At 70.5% G+C, this 17,839-nt stretch carries 14 protein-coding genes; 13 read left to right on the forward strand and 1 reads right to left on the reverse strand.

The genetic code is table 11. The features are described 5' to 3' along the window. Nucleotides 1–229 precede the first annotated feature (229 nt). From HNR07_RS03945 to HNR07_RS03980, 8 genes are all read left to right on the forward strand, one after another. Entirely contained in the window at nucleotides 230–2,530 is a 2,301-nt protein-coding gene (locus HNR07_RS03945; protein WP_184362045.1) for an anthranilate synthase component I, read from the forward strand. A gap of 466 nt (nucleotides 2,531–2,996) precedes the next feature. Further along, nucleotides 2,997–4,526: an SLC13 family permease gene (locus HNR07_RS03950; protein WP_184362048.1), complete on the forward strand. Its 1,530-nt coding sequence runs from the start codon at nucleotides 2,997–2,999 to the stop codon at nucleotides 4,524–4,526. 170 nt (nucleotides 4,527–4,696) lie between these two features. Continuing rightward, complete coding sequence (locus HNR07_RS03955) at nucleotides 4,697–4,840, forward strand: GPGG-motif small membrane protein (RefSeq protein WP_184362051.1); 144 nt, start codon at nucleotides 4,697–4,699, stop codon at nucleotides 4,838–4,840. A 177-nt stretch (nucleotides 4,841–5,017) separates the two neighbouring features. Further along, the gene (gene thyX / locus HNR07_RS03960) at nucleotides 5,018–5,815 is read left to right on the forward strand and encodes an FAD-dependent thymidylate synthase (protein WP_184362055.1); all 798 of its coding nucleotides are present in this window, start codon (nucleotides 5,018–5,020) and stop codon (nucleotides 5,813–5,815) included. Between the two features lie 295 nt (nucleotides 5,816–6,110). Beyond that, nucleotides 6,111–7,169 (forward strand): PRC and DUF2382 domain-containing protein, encoded by a 1,059-nt coding sequence (locus tag HNR07_RS03965; RefSeq protein ID WP_184362059.1) that lies wholly within the window; start codon nucleotides 6,111–6,113, stop codon nucleotides 7,167–7,169. 115 nt (nucleotides 7,170–7,284) lie between these two features. Next, nucleotides 7,285–8,469 (forward strand): amidohydrolase, encoded by a 1,185-nt coding sequence (locus HNR07_RS03970; RefSeq protein WP_184362062.1) that lies wholly within the window; start codon nucleotides 7,285–7,287, stop codon nucleotides 8,467–8,469. Nucleotides 8,470–8,754: 285 nt separating this feature from the next. After that, nucleotides 8,755–9,714 carry an IS481 family transposase gene (locus tag HNR07_RS03975; RefSeq protein WP_184362065.1) on the forward strand — a complete coding sequence of 320 codons (960 nt, stop codon included), beginning with the start codon at nucleotides 8,755–8,757 and terminating at the stop codon, nucleotides 9,712–9,714. Nucleotides 9,715–9,776: 62 nt separating this feature from the next. Beyond that, nucleotides 9,777–10,676 (forward strand): transposase, encoded by a 900-nt coding sequence (locus HNR07_RS03980; protein ID WP_184362068.1) that lies wholly within the window; start codon nucleotides 9,777–9,779, stop codon nucleotides 10,674–10,676. Nucleotides 10,677–10,695: 19 nt separating this feature from the next. Here the strand turns inward: HNR07_RS03980 and aroQ are convergent, their stop codons facing one another. Beyond that, on the reverse strand, nucleotides 10,696–11,109 hold the full coding sequence (aroQ, locus tag HNR07_RS03985; protein ID WP_184362071.1) for a gamma subclass chorismate mutase AroQ: 414 nt from the start codon (nucleotides 11,107–11,109) through the stop codon (nucleotides 10,696–10,698). Nucleotides 11,110–11,310: 201 nt separating this feature from the next. Here aroQ and HNR07_RS03990 point away from each other — a divergent pair, with 201 nt between their 5' ends. The 5 genes from HNR07_RS03990 to HNR07_RS04010 all read left to right on the forward strand — a co-directional run bounded on the left by HNR07_RS03990 (nucleotide 11,311) and on the right by HNR07_RS04010 (nucleotide 17,650). Then, entirely contained in the window at nucleotides 11,311–12,543 is a 1,233-nt protein-coding gene (locus tag HNR07_RS03990) for a right-handed parallel beta-helix repeat-containing protein (protein WP_184362074.1), read from the forward strand. A gap of 370 nt (nucleotides 12,544–12,913) precedes the next feature. Beyond that, nucleotides 12,914–13,414 (forward strand): SRPBCC family protein, encoded by a 501-nt coding sequence (locus tag HNR07_RS03995; protein ID WP_184362077.1) that lies wholly within the window; start codon nucleotides 12,914–12,916, stop codon nucleotides 13,412–13,414. A 416-nt stretch (nucleotides 13,415–13,830) separates the two neighbouring features. Next, on the forward strand, nucleotides 13,831–14,196 hold the full coding sequence (locus tag HNR07_RS04000) for a hypothetical protein (protein WP_184362079.1): 366 nt from the start codon (nucleotides 13,831–13,833) through the stop codon (nucleotides 14,194–14,196). A 39-nt stretch (nucleotides 14,197–14,235) separates the two neighbouring features. Beyond that, nucleotides 14,236–15,618, forward strand: coding sequence for a flavin monoamine oxidase family protein (locus HNR07_RS04005; protein WP_184362081.1), 1,383 nt, complete (start codon nucleotides 14,236–14,238; stop codon nucleotides 15,616–15,618). A 229-nt stretch (nucleotides 15,619–15,847) separates the two neighbouring features. Then, on the forward strand, nucleotides 15,848–17,650 hold the full coding sequence (locus HNR07_RS04010; protein WP_184362083.1) for a carbon starvation CstA family protein: 1,803 nt from the start codon (nucleotides 15,848–15,850) through the stop codon (nucleotides 17,648–17,650). Nucleotides 17,651–17,839: the final 189 nt, after the last annotated feature.

Raw genomic sequence — 17,839 nt, forward strand, 5'->3', positions numbered from 1 at the left:
GCCGGTTCGGCGTCAGGGTGGCTGAGGCCCGCGCCAGGCGTTACACTCGGCTCCATGCGAACCAGTCCGACCCTTCGGGGACAGTGGTGGCGCCGCTCCTAGGCGGCGCACCGACAGTTCGCATTCCCCGAACACCGCAGCGACCGCCCCGGACCGGCGGTCGTTCTTGCTTTTGGCGGCCCCGGCCGGTGATGACCACCCCGACCGCACAGCGCCAAAAGGACCGGCCGTGAACCCCAGCGACGCACAGACCACCACGTACCGCACCCCGAGCGGCGTGACCGTCCACCGCAGCGCCACCCCCTGTGACCCCGAGATCCTCACCGAACTCGTCAGCTCGGTCGAGTACCGCCGAGGCGGCGTGCTCTCCTCGGGGATGGAGTATCCGGGCCGCTACGACCGCTGGCACCTGGGGTACGTGGACCCCTGCCTGGAGATCAGCACCCGGGGGCGCCGGGTCACCGCCACCGCCCTCAACGCCCGCGGGCGCGTCCTGCTCCCGGTCCTGGCCCAGGCGCTGGACACCGTGCCCGGGGCGAGTGAGCGCGAACAGGACGCCGACCGCGTCGCCGTCACCGTGCCCGAGCCCGACCCCGACGCCTTCTTCACCGAGGAGGAGCGCAGCCGCCGCCCCAGCGTCTTCACCGCCCTGCGCGCCGTGGTCGCGGCCCTGCGCAGCCCCGAGGACGCCAACCTGGGCCTGTACGGTGCCTTCGGCTACGACCTCGCCTTCCAGTTCGAGCCGGTGGAGCGGCACATCGACCGCGACCCCACCGACCGCGACCTGGTGCTGCACCTGCCCGACGCCATCGTGGTCCGCGACCGCAAGCGCGAGACCTGTGTGCGCTACACCTACGAGTTCACCGTTCCCGGCGACGCCGGAACCGAGGGCGGCGGTGCCGGGGGCGACAGTGCCAGCTGTGAAAGGGCGCGCCCCGAGGCCACCACCGAGGGCCTGCCCCGCGAGACCGAACTCACCCCGCCGGTGGTCGCCACCGAGGTTCCGCCCGGCCCCCGGCCCGGCTCCTACGCCCAGGTGGTCGCCGAGGCCAAGAAGAAGTTCCGCCGCGGCGACCTCTTCGAGGTGGTCCCCGGGCACCGCACCTACGCCCGCTGCTCCTCACCGGCCCGCTTCTACGAGCTGCTGCGCGACCGCAACCCAGCCCCCTACGAGTTCTTCTTCAACCTGGGCGAGGGCGAGTACCTGGTCGGAGCCTCCCCGGAGATGTTCGTGCGGGTCAGCGGTGAGCCCGGCACCGGCCAGCGGGTGGAGACCTGCCCGATCTCCGGCACCATCCGCCGCGGTGAGGACGCGCTCGGCGACGCCGAGAACATCCAGGAGCTGCTCTCCTCGGTGAAGGAGAAGTCCGAGCTCACCATGTGCACGGACGTGGACCGCAACGACAAGTCGCGGGTGTGCGAGCCGGGCAGCGTCAAGGTGATCGGCCGCCGACAGATCGAGATGTACTCGCGCCTCATCCACACCGTGGACCACATCGAGGGCACCCTGCGCCGCGACTTCGACGCCCTGGACGCCTTCCTCACCCACATGTGGGCGGTCACCGTCACCGGGGCGCCCAAGACCTGGGCGATGCGCTTCATCGAGCAGCACGAGACCAGCCCCCGCCGCTGGTACGGCGGAGCGGTCGGGGTGATCAACTTCGACGGTTCCATGAACACCGGCCTGACCCTGCGCACCGCGCACATCCGCGACGGGGTGGCGGCGGTGCGTGTGGGCGCGACCCTGCTCTACGACTCCGACCCCGAGGCGGAGGAGAAGGAGACCTTCCTCAAGGCCCGCGCGCTCCTGGAGACCCTCGCCCTGGGCGAGGAGGCCCTGGCGGCGCAAGAGAGCGCTGACACCGCGGGGCCCGCCGCGGAGGAGGCCGCGACCGGAACCGAGTCCGCGGCCCCGGCCGAGCAACCGGGTTCGGGGATGAGGGTTCTGCTGGTGGACCACGAGGACTCCTTCGTGAACACCCTCGCCGACTACGTGCGCCGCCACGGGGCCGAGGTGACCACCGTCCGCTACGGTTTCGACCCCTCGCTGCTGGACCGGCTCGCCCCCGACCTCGTGGTCCTCTCGCCCGGCCCCGGCCTGCCGGTGGACTTCGCGATGTCGGACCTGCTGGACGCGCTGTCCGCCCGCGGCCTGCCGGTGTTCGGGGTGTGCCTGGGCCTGCAGGGCATGGTCGAGCACGCGGGGGGAGCGCTGCGCACCCTGGACGAGCCGGTGCACGGCAAGCCCGGCCGCGTCAGGGTGCGCGGTGGACGCCTGCTGTCCGGGATGGGCGAGGAGGGCGCCTTCCCGGCGGCCCGCTACCACTCCACGTACTCCACGCCCGACCTGGTGAAGAACTTCGAGGTCACCGCGGTCCTGGACAGGGAGCCCGCTGAGGAGCCCGTGGTGATGGCGATCGAGGACCCGGCGGCCCGCTGGTACGCGGTGCAGTTCCACCCGGAGTCGATCCTGACCGCCGGCGTCGGCGAGGGCATCGTCGCCCGGGTGCTGCGACTGGCCCGCTCCTGACCGCTGACCGCTGACCGCGGGCGCCGCCGGTGTGACCCTGGGGTCACACCGGCGGCGCCCGCCCGCGGCGCACGCCGAAACCCTCCCGACACCCGCCGCGACGACCTGTGGCCCCGACTCCCGCGACGGCTCAGAGCGGCCACCGGCGACAGGACCAGGGCGGATGGGGGGCGCCGCGCTGGCAGTGAGCGCTCGTCGCGCAGCGCGGACACCCTTGCCACCGGTGTGGCACCGCTGGGTTCGTCACTCAGTGATCCGTCGCCGATACCCGGGGTTGTCGAATGTCAGGGCAATCTCAACTCTTCTCCGCCTGATTGCGTGACGCGGGCCATGGTGACCACCATCACTGCATCAAGGAGAAACACCAGGAAACTTCTCGGCAACAACGTCGTCGCCACTGGTTTTCTCCGGAGGCGGGCATCCGCTCCGCCCGCCTCCCGGATCCCCTCGAAGGAGAAGACCCACCATGGTGACCAGCGAAGCCCGCGGCAAGGCGGGACTGCCCGCCCTGACCACCGAGCAGGCTGCCAGACCCGAACCCACCCGAGCCAAGTTGATCGGCCTGATCCTCGGCCCGGTCCTCGCCCTGGTCCTGTTCCTGCTGCTCCCGGACTCCCTGGGCACCGGCGGAAGGATCACCGCGGGCGTCGCCGCGCTGATGGCCACCTGGTGGGCGACCGAGGCGCTCCCCATCCCGGTGACCGCACTGCTGCCGATGCTGCTGTTCCCGATGCTGCTGCCCGAGGTGGGCATCGCCGACGTGGCGCCCTCCTACGGCGCGGACGTCATCTTCCTGTTCATGGGCGGTTTCATGCTCGCCCTGGCCATGCAGAAGTGGAACCTGCACAAGCGCATGGCGCTGGCCATCGTCGCCTCTGTGGGCTCCAACCCCGTACGCCTCATCGGCGGCTTCATGGTCGCGACCGGTTTCATCACGATGTGGGTGAGCAACACCGCCGCCACGATCATGATGCTTCCGGTCGGCATCTCCGTGGTCGGCCTGGTCATCCAGCTGCGCGGCGGCAAGAAGGACGCGAACTTCGCGACCGCCCTCATGCTGGGCATCGCCTACTCCGCCTCCATCGGGTCGGTCGCCACCCTCATCGGTACCCCGCCCAACGCGCTCATGGTCGGCTTCCTCGCCGAGAACCACGACATCACCATCGGCTTCGGCCAGTGGATGATGGTGGGCGTCCCGCTGGCCCTGACCTTCCTGGTCGTGGCCTGGGTCGTCATCACCCGTTTCGTCTACCCGCCCGCCACCAAGAAGCTGGAGGGCGCGCAGGACCTCATCCGCGAGGAACTGCGGGAGATGGGCCCGATCAGCCGTGGCGAGAAGCTGGTCGCCGTCGTCTTCGTGCTGGCCGCGACCTCGTGGATCGCCATCCCGCTGCTCGCCAGGAACGAGACGATCTCCTCCGCCCTGCCCTTCCTGGGCGACATCTCCGACTCCGTCATCGCCATCGCGGTCGCGGTCGCCCTGTTCCTCATCCCGGTCGACCGCCAGAACCGCCTGCTGGACTGGGAGACCGCGGTCCGGCTCCCCTGGGGCATCCTGCTGTTGTTCGGCGGCGGCATCGCCCTGTCGAAGCAGTTCGGCGACACCGGCCTCAGCGAGTGGATCGGGCTCCAGGTCGGGGTCCTGGAGAACGTGCCGACCTGGGTCATGGTGCTGTGCATCGCCGTGCTGGTCCTGCTGCTCACCGAACTGACCAGCAACACCGCCACCACGGCGACGTTCCTCCCGGTGGTCGCGGGTATCGCCATGGGCATGGACCTGCCGGTGATGACCCTGGTGGTCCCGGCCGTGCTGGCCGCCTCCATGGCCTTCATGCTGCCGGTCGCGACCCCGCCCAACGCGGTGGTGTTCGGTTCCGGACACGTCTCGATCGGTCAGATGCTGCGCGGCGGGGTCTGGCTCAACATCATCGCGGTCTTCATGGTCATGTTCACCATGTACGCCTTCGCTGGCTGGGCCTTCGGAATCACCCTCTAGGAACTCCTGGAGCACTTCAGGTGACGGTGGCCCCGCGGAGAGCGCTCCGCGGGGCCACACCGGTGTGATCTGCTGCGCATCGAACACCTCTCACCTGCTTGGGGGATTTTCGTACACAAACTCCACCATCGGTGGAGTTTGATCAATCCGTTAGCGGACAGGGGTTGTGCATGAGTATTTTGCTGCTGATCCTCGGAATCATCCTCATCGTCTCCGGCGTCCTGGGCGTGCTGCGCGGCCAGCTCCTGTGGGGCATCGTCGCCATCGTCGTCGGTGTCATCCTCACACCCGGTGGTTTCGTCCTCGGCCTCTAGCCCCTCACGCGACCCCGCCCGGGGATCGGGCCCGGTTCCGTGATCGGGTGCCAGCGGGACGTGTACCCTCGTGGGAGGTCAATCGGCCCAGCCCCACACACGCTCCCGTGCCCCGGAAAACCCTGGTCATGGCCCTGACGTGTGCCTTGGGGCGGGGAGCTGCGAGAAGAGGTTTCTGTGAAGAAGGTCGAGCCCCAGGTCCGCCTGGTTGCACGTCCGCAGGTGGACTACGACGCGATCGCCGACTACCTCAAGGAGGTCGGTGGAGAGGCGTGGCTGGAGCGCTTCGACCGGGGCGACCTGGACGCCCACCTCAACGACCCGCAGAACCTCGCCGAGTTCGCCGGGCGCCTGTGCTACCGCTCCTGGGAGCCGGGTCTGAACCCGAACGTCACCCGGGTGCGCAAGGACCAGGACGCCTACCTCGGCAACATCCTGGCCAGCCTGCACGGTTCGGTCCTGGAGCACGTCAGCTTCAGCTTCGTGCTGCACAACGTCTCCCGGGTGCTCACCCACGAGCTCATCCGGCACCGGCCCGGCGTGGCCGTCTCGCAGGAGTCGCTGCGCTTCGTGCGCCTGAGCGACCTGCCGTTCTGGTTCCCCGACTGGGCCGAGGAGGACCCGGAGCTGATGGAGCGCGCCACCGCGATGCTCCAGCAGATGGAGGAGTTCCAGTTCTGGATGGCCGAGCACTTCGGGCTGGACGACGAGGGCGTGAAGTTCGCGGAGAAGAAGCACAAGACCTCCTTCATGCGCCGCTTCGCCCCCGAGGGCGTGGCGACCGGCCTGGTGTGGACCGCCAACGTGCGCACCCTGCGCCACACCCTGGAGGCCCGCACCGCCCCCGGCGCGGAGGAGGAGATCCGTCTGCTGTTCAACCTGATCGGCGAGACCCTCAAGGCGGAGGCCCCGGCGCTCTTCGGCGACTACACCGTCGAGGACGGCGTCTGGGTGCCCCAGCACCGCAAGGTCTGACCCAGGGTGCTGTGAACGCGCACGACCGAGCTGGACACTGGAGCGCCCGCCCCTGATTCTCGGGGGCGGGCGCTCCGTGCTGTTCGCGGGGCCCGCCCGGAGTTAACAGGTGACCAAGGGTCCGCCACTGGCTGATGAAGGGGGAAGGGGCAGTTCCATCGGGGGGTCTAGGGTCGGTACTCGCTCGTGCACGGAGTGGCGCGAAGGACCGTATCCGAGCTTGTCACCGGGTAGAGGCGGGGAGCGAACCGGGGGAGCACGCTCTCACCGCAGCGAACCAGGAAGGGGCTGTCCTGTGACAGGCGAATTCGTACCCGAGAACCTCGTCGGCCACCGTGTGCTCGACACCGAGGGCCACAACGTGGGCAAGATCAAACAGGTCTTCCTCGACGACCAGACGGGCAGGCCCAGCTGGGTGTCGGTCCACACCGGCCTGTTCGGGATGAGGGAGACCCTCATCCCGCTCCAGGGGGCCCAGCCGGTGGAGGAGGACATCCAGATCCCCTATGACAAGGCCACCGTGAAGGAGGCGCCGAACGTCGACGCGGACCGGCACGTGTCCCCCGAGGACGAGGAGCTCGTACGCGACTACTTCGCCCGCAACGGCGGTTTCCCGCGGCAGGCGCAGGGAGAGCAGCGGCTTCCGGGTGGCGCCGAAGAGGCGGCCGATGACGCGCGGGGAGCCCCGCTCGGGCAGGAGATGCCCAAGTGGCTGGGTGGCCCGGGGCTTCCCGAGGAGAGCCGGGACCGAGCTGAGGAGCCTGAGTCCCCGGGGGCTGGGGGCCACGGTCAGTTCGCGGACCCGCGCGAGGGCCGGGGCGACGAGCCGGAGATGCACGGGAGCGATCCGGCAGAGGCCATGACCGGGAGCGGTCAGGCCCACCCCATGCCTTCGGCGACCCACGATGAGACCGCCGACCACCGCACCGGCGAGCACGCCAGTGAGCGCCTCGGGGGAACGGCTGGGGCCGACACCGAGGACATGTCGGTGCTCCGCCACGAGGAGCAGGTGGACATCGGCGTCGAGCGGCGCGAGGGCGGGCAGGCCCGGATGCGCAAGCACGTGGAGACCGAGCGCTTCGACGAGACGGTCCCGCTGCACCACGAGGAGCTGGAGGTGGAGCGCCGCCCCATCACCGACCCCTCGCAGGTGACGGACACGGGCCGCATGGAGGAGGACGAGGAGACCTTCACCCTGTACGAGGAGCGCCCGGTCGTCTCCAAGGAGGAGGTCCCGGTCGAGGAGATCCGGGTCCGCAAGCGCGACGTCACCCGCGAGGAGCACGTCGAGGGCGAACTCCGCAAGGAGCGGATCGAGTTCGAGGACGAGGACGGGGAGCCGCCCAGGTCCTGACCGGGCCGGGGGCGCGACCGGTCCGCCCGTGACACCGAGTGGCCTCTCCGAGTGGAGGGGCCACTCTCCTTCTGGCATGCTCTTCTAGCGGTATACCAAAAGCGAGGAGGCTGCCATGGCCGAGCGGAGCCACACGACGATCTTCCGGAACGTCCGACCGATGGGCGGGGACGCCGTCGACCTGGTGGTGGTCGACGGGCGGGTGTCGGCGGCGCGGGCGCAGGGGAGTCCCGAGGTGGTGGACTGCGGCGGGCGGATCGCCCTGCCCACGCTCGTCGACGCGCACATCCACCCGGACAAGACCACCTGGGGCGAGCCCTGGCACTCGCGCCGCCCGGCCAGCGGGATCGCCGAGCTGGGCGAGCAGGACGCCGAGCTCTTCCGGGACACCCCCACCCCGGTCGCCGTGCGGGCGGAGCGGCTCATGGGCCACGCCGTCACCCGCGGCACCCGGGCGATGCGGGCCCACGCCGACATCGCCCCCGCCTACGGGCTGGAGGGCCTCCAAGGGGTCCGGGAGGCCGCCGAGCGGCTGGAGCACGCCCTGGACGTGCGGATCGTCGCCTTCCCCCAGCACGGGGTCCGGCGCGCGCCCGGAACCGACGCCCTGTTGGCGGAGGCACTGCGCACCGGGGCGGCCGACCTGGTCGGCGGGATCGACCCCGAGGGCTTCGACGGCGACCTCGACGGCCAACTCGACCTCGTGTTCGGCCTGGCCGACCGCCACCGGGTCGGGGTCGACATCCACCTGCACGACGGCGGCCCCGTCGGTTCGCGCACGATGTGGGCGATCATCGACCGCACCCGGGCCCTCGACCTGGGCGGCAACGTGACGGTCAGCCACGCCTTCGGGATGACCGGGGCGGAGGAGGACTTCGACGTGCTCGCCGCGGCCCTGGGGGAGGCCGGGATCGCTCTCACCACCGTGGCACCGAGCCCGGCCCGGGTCCTGCCCGTGGCGCGGCTGCGCGAGCACGGAGTGCGGCTCGGTGTGGGCTCGGACGGTGTCCGAGACTCCTGGAGCCCCTTCGGTGACGCCGACATGCTGCACCGCGCGCACCTGCTGGCCAAGGCGTCGCGGGCCCGCCTCGACGAGCAGCTCTGGGACGCCTACCTCACCTGCGCGCACGACGGCGCGGCGTTGGCCGGACTGGACCGGGCCGACTTCCAGCCGGGCGCCCCCGCCGACTTCCTCCTGGTGGAAGGCGAATGCCTGCCCCAGGTCGTGGTGGACCTGCCCGAGCGCCATGCGGTCGTGCGCGCGGGCCGGGTCGTGGCCCGGGAGGGACGCCTGGTCTGAGGCTCCCTCAGCCGCACACGGAGACGAGGGAGCGGGCGAGGGCGTCGGTGTGCACGCCGTCCGAACCCCCCTCGCGTGTGTGCCGATCGGTGCTTCGGGCCAGCCGGGCCGGGCAGTCGGCGCGGGCGCGTTCGCGCTCGGTGGCGGCCAGCTCCCGGACCAGGCCTAGATGTACTGACCACAGAGGTTGAGTACGGCCCGGCAGTGATTTGACAGCAAGAGAGGGCCTCCGACATAGGTGTGGATTGTCTAGATCAACACCTGAAGTAGGTCAGGAGGCCCTCCGTGGCCCACACTACCCATGCCAACGCCCGTCTCACACCCGCCGGACGCCTGGAGTTGGCCCGCTGCGTGGTCGAAGACGGCTGGACACTGCGTAGGGCCGCGGAACGCTTCCAGGCCAGCGTGAGCACCACCAAACGCTGGGCCGACCGCTACCGCGCCCATGGCGAGGCGGGCATGGTCGATGCCTCCAGCCGCCCGCACCACTCACCCCGGCGTACCCCCACCCACCGTGAGCGCCGCGTCATCAAACTGCGCTGCCTCAAACGCTGGGGACCAGCCCGCATCGCCGGGCACCTGGGCATGTGCGCCTCGACCGTGCACCGCGTCCTGACCCGCTACAAGTGCGCCCGCCTGTCCCACCTGGACCGCGCCACCGGCCGCACCGTGCGCCGCTACGAACGCGAGCGGCCCGGTGAACTCGTGCACGTGGACATCAAGAAGCTCGGCAACATCCCCGACGGCGGCGGCCACAAGACGCTGGGGCGGCCCCAAGGCCGCAAGAACCGCGCCAACGTTGGCTATGCCTTCCTCCACAACGCCGTGGACGATCACTCGCGGCTGGCCTACACCGAGATCCTGGCCGACGAGAAAAAGGAGACCGCTGTCGGGTTCTGGGAACGAGCCAACTCCTACTTCGCCTCGGTCGGGATCACCGTGGAGCGGGTACTGACCGATAACGGGTCCTGCTACAAGTCCCACCTGTGGCGCGACGCCCTGGTCAAGGCCGGGATCAAGCACAAACGCACCCGCCCTTACCGGCCTCAGACCAACGGCAAGGTCGAGCGGTTCAACCGCACCCTGGTCGACGAATGGGCCTACGCCCGCCCCTATCGATCAGAGACCGAGAAGCGGGAGGCGTTCGGTGGGTGGTTGCACGAGTACAATCACCACCGGTTCCACACCGCCGTTGGCGGCCCTCCCGCTTCTCGTGTTCCTAACCTCTCAGGTCAGTACACCTAGATCGTTGATGGGAGTTTTCTGGAACTCCTGCGCCCATGACGAAGGGCGTCAAGGATCGGTGTGTGACGACCAACCTTGACGCCCTTCTGACCGCACTCTACGTCCATCTGGACGACCACGTCCTGCCTTCGCGTGAACAACCCCGCAAACGCGGCCCCAAAAGGCTGCTCACCGACCCAGAACTCGTGTGCGTGGCCATCGCCCAAGTCCTGCTGCGCCATGACTCAGAGCGCCACTGGCTGCGCGCCGCACCGGCCCGGATCGGCCACCTCTTCCCCCGCCTGCCCGGCCAGTCCGAGTACAACCGCCACCTGCGCGATCTGGCACCGGCCCTGTTCACAGCAGCGATGTGGTTGGCCAGGGCCGTGCCTACCTGGTGGGAGCGGCTGCGGTTGATGGACGGAACCCCACTGCGCTGCGGTGCTTCGCGCACCACGGTCAACCGCTCCATGCTGGGCGAGATCGCCGGATACGGACGCGACGTCTCCCACCACGCCTTCTACTGGGGCGCCAAGCTCATGCTCATCACCACCACCGAGGGAGCGGTGTGCGCGTTCAGCCTGGCTCATCCCAAAGAGCTGGACGAGCGTGCTCAGGCCCTGCACCTGCTGCACGTTCAGGCCTGCGCTCCCGGGCCGGCCCCGATCGTGTGTGACAAGGGCTTCGCCGGAGCCAAGATCGAGGCTGATGCGGCTGAGCTGGGTTATCTACTCATCCGCCCGATCCGCGAGGATGAGCCCGAACCCGACGTGAAGGTGTTCCCCTCCTGGCTGCGCCAACGCGTTGAGGCGGTGATCTGGACGTTGAAGAACCAGCTGGGGTTGGAGCGTCACGCGGCCCGCACCACGGAAGGGTTGTGGGCGCGCACCTGTCAGAGGATTTGCGCGCTCAACGCCGCGATCTGGCACAACTGGTTGATCGGTGCCCCGGTCAAGCGGTCCCTGATCGCCTACGACCACTGACCAGGACACCAAACCCCCATCAACGATCTAGGGTGATCCGGTCCAGTGCGGGGCGTACCTCGCCCAGGTCGGGCTCCTCGGCCGGGGCCCGGCCGGGCAGAACGGTCCACCGTGCGTGCAGTGCGTGCTGGACCGTCTTGTGCGCCTCGATCTGGTCGCGGACGACCGTCGCCGCGCGCTCGGGGTCGGTCGCCGACCGTGCGGCCTGCTCCCGCGCCGACTCCAGAACCGCCTCCTCGCGCGCGGGGTCCTCGACCGGCGCCCCGGTGTGCCACTTGGCCGCGGCGACGGCCTCGGCGGTCGCCAGGCGCTCGGCGGACAGGCCCACCAGGGCGTCCAGGCCGGACGGGGGAGCCACGGCGACCGCGGGCACGGGCGACAGGGTCAGGGCCGCGGCCAGGACCAGGGTCAACGGGGTTCGGGGCAGACGCACGGGGCTCCTTCTCGCTACGGGCTGACTACGCAGGGTATCCAACCACCTGCCCGGCGCCAGTGCGAGGCGGGTTGGAGTCGATGGCTGGGGCGGTATCGGGAAAACGCTTTCCGTGCTAGCTTCCGGAACTCACCGTGCGGAATGAGTTCCGCACCGTGTTCGTGACCCCCAGCCCCCATGGGCCCGCACACGAGGAGCAGTATGCGTTCTCACAGCAACCGAACACGTCCGCGCTGGGCCCCGCCCACCGCGGCCCTGGCCGTCCTCGCGGGGCTGGGGGTGGCGGCGGCGAGCCTCGTCCCGTCGGCCCCGCCCCCGGAGCCCGAACTCCAGAGGGCCTCCGAAGGCGCCTCGACCGCCGCGGAGGCTCCCGTCGGGGCCGCCTCCCGGTGCGGGGCGGGCAGCTACGACGCGGAGGCCGAACTGGACGGGGCGACCTGGACCGTGCGCAACGGCGGGGAGGCCGTCCACGAGGGATCCGACATGCTCGCCGCCATGCGCGCCGCGGTCGACAGCCTCGATCCCGGGCGTACCACCCAGGAGAGCGTGGTCGTCCGCGGATCGGGGACCGTGCCCGCGGACGCCTCCCTCGACCTGCCCAGCCACACGTCCTTCGAGGTGTGCGGCACCATCGACGCAGTCGGGGCGGTGGGCGCGAACCACGCCGTCGTGCGCATCCGCCACGTCCAGGACGTGTCCGTTCCCCACCTGTCCCTGAGCGGATCGCCCTACTTCGGGGTGTTCGTGCAGAGCGCCCAGGGCGTCCACTTCGGACAGGTCGACCTGAGCATGTCCGGCGGCCACGGAATGCGCGTCGACAGCCGCGACAACGACGCCGTCAGGCAGGCCCGCGACATCAGCATCGACGACATCCGGGTCTCGGGCACCGACAACCACGGTGTGGAGACCTACGGCGTCGACGGGTTCACGGTGGGCACCGTCACGGCCCGGGACACCGGATACTCGGGGCTGCTGCTCAACGACACGGAGAACGCCGACATCGGGCTGGTGGACGCGGAGAACGCGGGGGCGGGCACCGGTTACGCGGCCTTCCGCATGGCCAACCGCAACGGCAGGGTCGGGGACGCCTACCCCGCCAACATCCGGGTCGGCGAGGTCCGCGCGCGCGGCGGCGGCCGCGGGGTCTTCTGCGTCTCGGAGAGCGGCGGGGCGGTCATCGAACGCGTGGACATCTCCGGGACCGGCGGCAACGCGGTCCTGATCGAGAACTGCCACAACGTCACCCTCGCGGGAGGGACGGTCGAAGGCCCGGGTGACATCCGGATCGCCGCCCGGGACGAGTTCGCCAACACTTCGGGCATCACCCTGGCGAACCTGACCGTCGTGGACACGTCGATCGACGAACGGCCCTGCGCCGAGGGGACCGTCCTGCGCAACATCACCTGGCGCGGCAGCCAGGACAACACCTGCTGATCCCCTGCCGCGAGGCCCCGGAAGCGGGAACGCACGGCAGGGTTCGGGGCAGAAGAAATCTGAAAGCCTTGCGCACTAGGTTCCTGGATGGGCAAACGCCCGGGAGGCGGTGCCAACGCCGTGCCTCCCGGCGGTGACGTGGACCCGGGCCCTGCCACCCGGGTGCCCTGAGCGGTCAGGACGGGACCGCTCCTACGTTCGGGCGGTCAGGACGGGACCGCCCGTGCATGTGGGGGCGGCGGTGGGTGTGAAGAGCGCCGACCGCCGCCCCGCCGCTGCGCGGCCGCTCCGAGCGTCCCCGGCCCGCGTTATCGTCGGGCCCTGCCTGTCGTCCGGCCCCGGTACGGATCGTCTGAACGGAGTGGGTCCCATGGAGCGAGAACGGAACGGAAGCGAACAGGGTGCGGGGAACGCGCGGGTCGACCGCGCCGAACGTGTCGTCGCGGCGCCGCCGCCGACGGTCTACCGGGCGATGACCGACCCCGGGGCACTGGAGGCCTGGCTGCCCCCGGAGGGCATGACCGGCCGGATCGAGCGCTTCGAACTCCGACCCGGCGGCGGCTTCCGGATGGCGCTGACCTATCTCGATCCCGGAACCGGGCAGGGCAAGACCACGGAGTCCACCGACGTCACCGAGGTCGGTTTCGCCGAACTGCTGCCCGGCGAACGGATCGTCCAGCGGGTGGACTTCGCTTCGGAGGACCCCGACTTCTCCGGGACCATGACGATGACCTGGCGGCTCGCACCGGTCGACGGGGGCACCCGGGTGAGCGTCGAGGCGACCGGGGTGCCGCCGGGCATCACACCCGAGGACCACGCCGCCGGGCTCGGCTCGTCGCTGGCCAACCTCGCCGCCCACGTCGAACCCTGACCCCGCCACCCCCGGCCCGGCCAATCGAGCCCCCGGGCCCTCCAGCCCGGCCAGGCAGGGGTCGCGGTCGCCGCCGGCCATCAGAGCGGCGATCGTCCCGCAGACGGCCCAGGGGCGTACGGGGGAGGGAGGCCCTCGGGGCGGCCTGCTGCGGGGAGGTACATCAGCGATCTTTTCCGTGCTCGGGCGGAACCGACGCCTCTGTTTCTCGCGGGCGCCCCGGCCAGCTGGGAAACGGGAGGCCGCGCGGGAGATACCTCGTGCGCGAGGTTATTGCTTGGAGTGATTCCCGGGTGACCGGTTCAGGTCAGGTCGAAGGCCCGCGCTTCACTCTCGACTCCGTGGTCACGGGGCCTGGGAGGCTCGCCAACTCCCGGGGCGACAACGACCCCAGCGGTTAGTACCTGGCGATCGACATGACGGTCGAGAACATCGGCGCCGAGGAGGAACGCATGCCTTCTCCGGGCCAGAGCCCCCTCGGCAGCTCCGGGACCGAGCACCGCCTGGCCGTCTGCCGCTGGCAGCGCCTACGACCGGCCCGCCCGGCGATCACCCTGCCGCCAGGGGAGAGCGGCGAGATGACGATCGTCTACGACGTCCCCGTCGACACCGAGCCCGACCACATGCTGATCAGAGGCCGTACCGTTCTCAACGGCCCGGTCCGCCTCGGCCCGCGTGACCCCCTGGGGGAGGGCCCGCAGGGTCCCTCCCCGACCTCCTTCCGGCCCCGTGCAGAGCTCCGTGGGTGTGTCGTCCCTGGTGAGGGCAGTTGGTGCGCATAAGGTCGCACTTGTGGGCCGCCGGCACGGAGGGGGAGTGCGATGAGCGAGGACGTGAGCGCGGAGGTCACCGGGAAGGAGGCCTCCGGGGCGGGTACCCGCGCCGAGCCCGAACCGCGCGGACGCGAGGCCGACCCGGGACGGGGGCACACCATCGTCGTAGGCGCCGGGATGGCCGGGCTGGCCGCCGCGGACCGGCTGGCCGAACAGGGCGAGCGCGTGACGGTGCTCGAGGCGCGCAGCCGGACCGGGGGGCGCATCCACTCGGTGCACACCTGGGACGGCACCACCCTGGACGCGGGGGCCTCCTGGATGCGCGGCCAGGAGAACAACCCGCTGTCGCGGCTGGTTGACGAGGTGGGAGCGCGCACCGCCGTGTTCAACCGCTCCACCGAGACCGCCTACGACCCCAAGGGCCGCAGGCTCCTGTTCGACCGGCACACCCGCAACATGGAGGACGTCAACCTCCTGCACGAGCACATGTACTGGGCCACGGTCGGCGCGAGCCCGGAGGAGTCCATGGAGGATGGCATCAAGCACGCCCTCTACGACGTCAACCTCGTGCGCTCGCGGGCCAGGGACGCCGCCGAGATCGTGCACCGCATCGCCGAGGCCGACCACGGGGCGGACGCCGAGGAGGTCGCCTTCTCCGCCGTGGCCTCCGTCCACGAGTTCAGCGGTGACGACGTGGTCTTCCCCGAGGGGATGAGCCAGCTCACCGACTACCTCGCCCGAGGGCTGGACGTGCGCATGGAGCACGTCGTGCTGAGCGTCTCCCACGACGACCGCGGAGCCAGCGTGCGGGTGGAGACCCCCGACGGTGAGGAGACGCTGACCGCCGACCGGGTACTGGTCACCCTGCCGCTGGGGGTCCTGCAGGCCGGGCAGGTGGACTTCACCCCGGAGCTGCCCGCGGACAAGCGCGATGCCGTGCGGCGCCTGGGCAACGGCCGGCTGGAGAAGCTCTTCCTGCGCTTCGACGACGTCTTCTGGGGCGACGCCGAGGTGCTGGTGCACCTGGGCACCGAGGAGGGCGCCTGGTTCCACTGGTTCGCCGGGCAGAACGTCCTGGGCGAGCCCATCCTGGTCAGCCGCAACGGGGGCAACGCCGCGCGGTTCCTGGCCGGGATGGACGACGGCGACGTGGTCGCGCACGCCATGGCGTCCCTGCGCGGCATGTTCAAGAAGGCACCGGACCCGATCGACCACTACCTGACGCACTGGATGGACGACCCCTTCGCACGGGGCGGGTTCTCCTTCACCGCAGTCGGGGCCGGGGACGAGGACCGCAGGGCGCTGGGCGCGCCCGTCGGCGATCGGGTCTTCTTCGCGGGGGAGGCCACCGACATCGAGCACACCGCCACGGTGCACGGGGCCCTGCTGTCCGGGCGGCGCGAGGCCGAGCGCATCCTCTCCCTGGACTAGCGCCGGCCGGGGCGCCGCGGCGGGCCGCTCCCCGTTCCGCGGCGGCTCCCCGGGCCCTCGTCCGCCCGGCGGCGCAGCCCTCTCGCGCCGAGGCGGGCAAGAAGCCCGCCGCCCGCCCTTCACCGTGGCGAACGTCACGTGCTAATTTCGCCTGCACTGTATACACCCTAGTCAGGCGCCAATCCCCTTTCCCAGCCGCACCCGGTGCCGCGAGTTCGAAGGAACCCCCATGTCGGCCCTAGCAGTCCTCCTCGGAGCCCTGGCGCTGTTCGCCCTCGGCTACCGGTTCTACTCGGCCTATCTCGCCAAGCGGGTCTACGCCCTGGACCCCGACTTCGTCACCCCCGCCCACGCCTACAAGGACGGGATCGACTACGTCCCCACCAACAAGCACATCGTCTTCGCCCACCACTTCATCTCCGTGGCGGGCGCGGCGCCGATCGTCGGCCCCGCCATCGCGGTCTTCTGGGGGTGGGGGCCGGCGCTCCTGTGGGTGGTGCTGGGCACCATCTTCGCCTCCGGCGCCCATGACTTCGGGGCGATCGTGGTGTCGGTGCGGCACAAGGGCAAGAGCATCGGTGCCCTGGCCAAGGACGTGATCGGGACCCGGGCCCGGATCCTGTTCCTGCTGATCATCTTCTTCCTGGTGACCATGGTCAACGCGGTGTTCGCGGTGATCATCACGGGCCTGCTCATCGCCAACCCCCAGGCGGTGCTCCCGGTCCTGGTCACCATTCCGCTGGCGATCGGGGTGGGCCAGGTCGTCTACCGCAGGCGCACCGCCGCGCTCGTCCCCTCGCTGATCAGCCTGCTGGTCGTGTACGCGTGCATCCCGCTCGGGCAGGCGTTCCCCATCACCGTGGACCCGCTGGCGAACCTGCTGGGCGCCGACCCCGCGCTGGTGTGGCTGGTGCTGATCTTCGTCTACACCTTCTTCACCTCGCGCCTGCCGGTGTGGCTGCTCCTGCAGCCCCGCGACTACATCAACCAGCAGCAGATGGTGGTGGGCCTGCTCGTCATCATGGTCGGCATCATCGTGGGCATGAACACGATCGAGGCCCCCGCCTTCCGCGGGGACCTGCCCGAGGGAAGCCCGCCCATCTTCCCGCTGCTGTTCATCACCATCGCCTGCGGTGCGGTGTCCGGTTTCCACAGCCTGGTCGCCTCAGGGACGACCTCCAAGCAGCTGGACAAGGAGACCGACGCACGTTACGTGGGCTACCTGAGCTCGCTCGGTGAGGGCACGCTGGCCGTCTGCTCGATCCTGGCCTGCACCGCGGGCATCATGGTCTTCTCCGCCAACGAGGGGACCGCCTGGACCGACCACTACGCCGACTGGGCGACCGCCGGTACCAACCCCGCGGGCCGTTTCGTCGAGGGGGTGGCCGGTTTCGCGTCCAACATCGGGATCCCCGAGGGCGTCGGGCTCGTGTTCGCCACCGTGGTCGTGGTGAGCTTCGCGGCCACGAGCCTGGACACCGCGGTCCGACTCCAGCGCTACACCATCCAGGAGATCAGCTCCATCGTGAGGGAGAAGGCGGCCGATGGCGGCGTGCTCGAACGCTCCTCGCGTTTCCTCGGCCGCAACATCACCGCCGCCACGCTCGTCGCGGTGGTGATCCCCTTCGGGCTGGCGCTCATCCCGGGGAACTTCGCCGCCGGGACCCTCTGGCAACTGTTCGGTACGACCAACCAGCTGACCGCGGGACTGGCGCTGTCGGTCATCGCCGTGTGGGTGACCAAGCAGGGGCGCAACCCCGTCGCGGTCCTGGTGCCCCTGGTGTTCCTCGCGGTCATGACCTCGTGGGCGCTCCTGGTGCAGCTGAGGGACTTCGCGTTGAGCGACGACCCGATGCAGCGCTTCGTGCTCGCCCCGCTGGACCTGGTCATCTTCGGCCTGGCGGTGTGGATGATGGTGGAGGCGTCCGTGGCCCTGCGCAAGGCCTTCGCCGCGCGCCGCGGCGCGCCTGACGAGGTCGGCCAGGACCGGGCCGCGGCCGAGGACGCTTCCGGTAGCGACGGGCCTGCCTGACCACGGGTCCGTCCCCCGTCGGCGGGGCCCGGTCGAGGCCCCGCCGACGGGCTGGTGAGCACAAAGCGGGCGGAGGCCGTCCCTCGTCCCGGGCGCCCCACGAGCCCCACCGGTGTCCCAAGGGACCGAAAGCCCAGGTGGATACCGAGTGAAGGGACAAATCCGTACACGATACGATGAGCGGGCGGT

The sequence above is a fragment of the Nocardiopsis metallicus genome, from assembly GCF_014201115.1.
Classification (GTDB): domain Bacteria; phylum Actinomycetota; class Actinomycetes; order Streptosporangiales; family Streptosporangiaceae; genus Nocardiopsis; species Nocardiopsis metallicus.

Excerpts from the sequence above, each read along its gene's own strand:
- HNR07_RS03950 (WP_184362048.1), top strand. The coding sequence starts at position 2,997 with ATGGTGACCAGCGAAGCCCGCGGCAAGGCGGGACTGCCCGCCCTGACC.
- HNR07_RS03955 (WP_184362051.1), top strand. The coding sequence starts at position 4,697 with ATGAGTATTTTGCTGCTGATCCTCGGAATCATCCTCATCGTCTCCGGC.
- HNR07_RS03970 (WP_184362062.1), top strand. The coding sequence starts at position 7,285 with ATGGCCGAGCGGAGCCACACGACGATCTTCCGGAACGTCCGACCGATG.
- HNR07_RS03990 (WP_184362074.1), top strand. The coding sequence starts at position 11,311 with ATGCGTTCTCACAGCAACCGAACACGTCCGCGCTGGGCCCCGCCCACC.
- HNR07_RS03995 (WP_184362077.1), top strand. The coding sequence starts at position 12,914 with ATGGAGCGAGAACGGAACGGAAGCGAACAGGGTGCGGGGAACGCGCGG.
- HNR07_RS04000 (WP_184362079.1), top strand. The coding sequence starts at position 13,831 with ATGACGGTCGAGAACATCGGCGCCGAGGAGGAACGCATGCCTTCTCCG.
- HNR07_RS04005 (WP_184362081.1), top strand. The coding sequence starts at position 14,236 with ATGAGCGAGGACGTGAGCGCGGAGGTCACCGGGAAGGAGGCCTCCGGG.
- HNR07_RS04010 (WP_184362083.1), top strand. The coding sequence starts at position 15,848 with ATGTCGGCCCTAGCAGTCCTCCTCGGAGCCCTGGCGCTGTTCGCCCTC.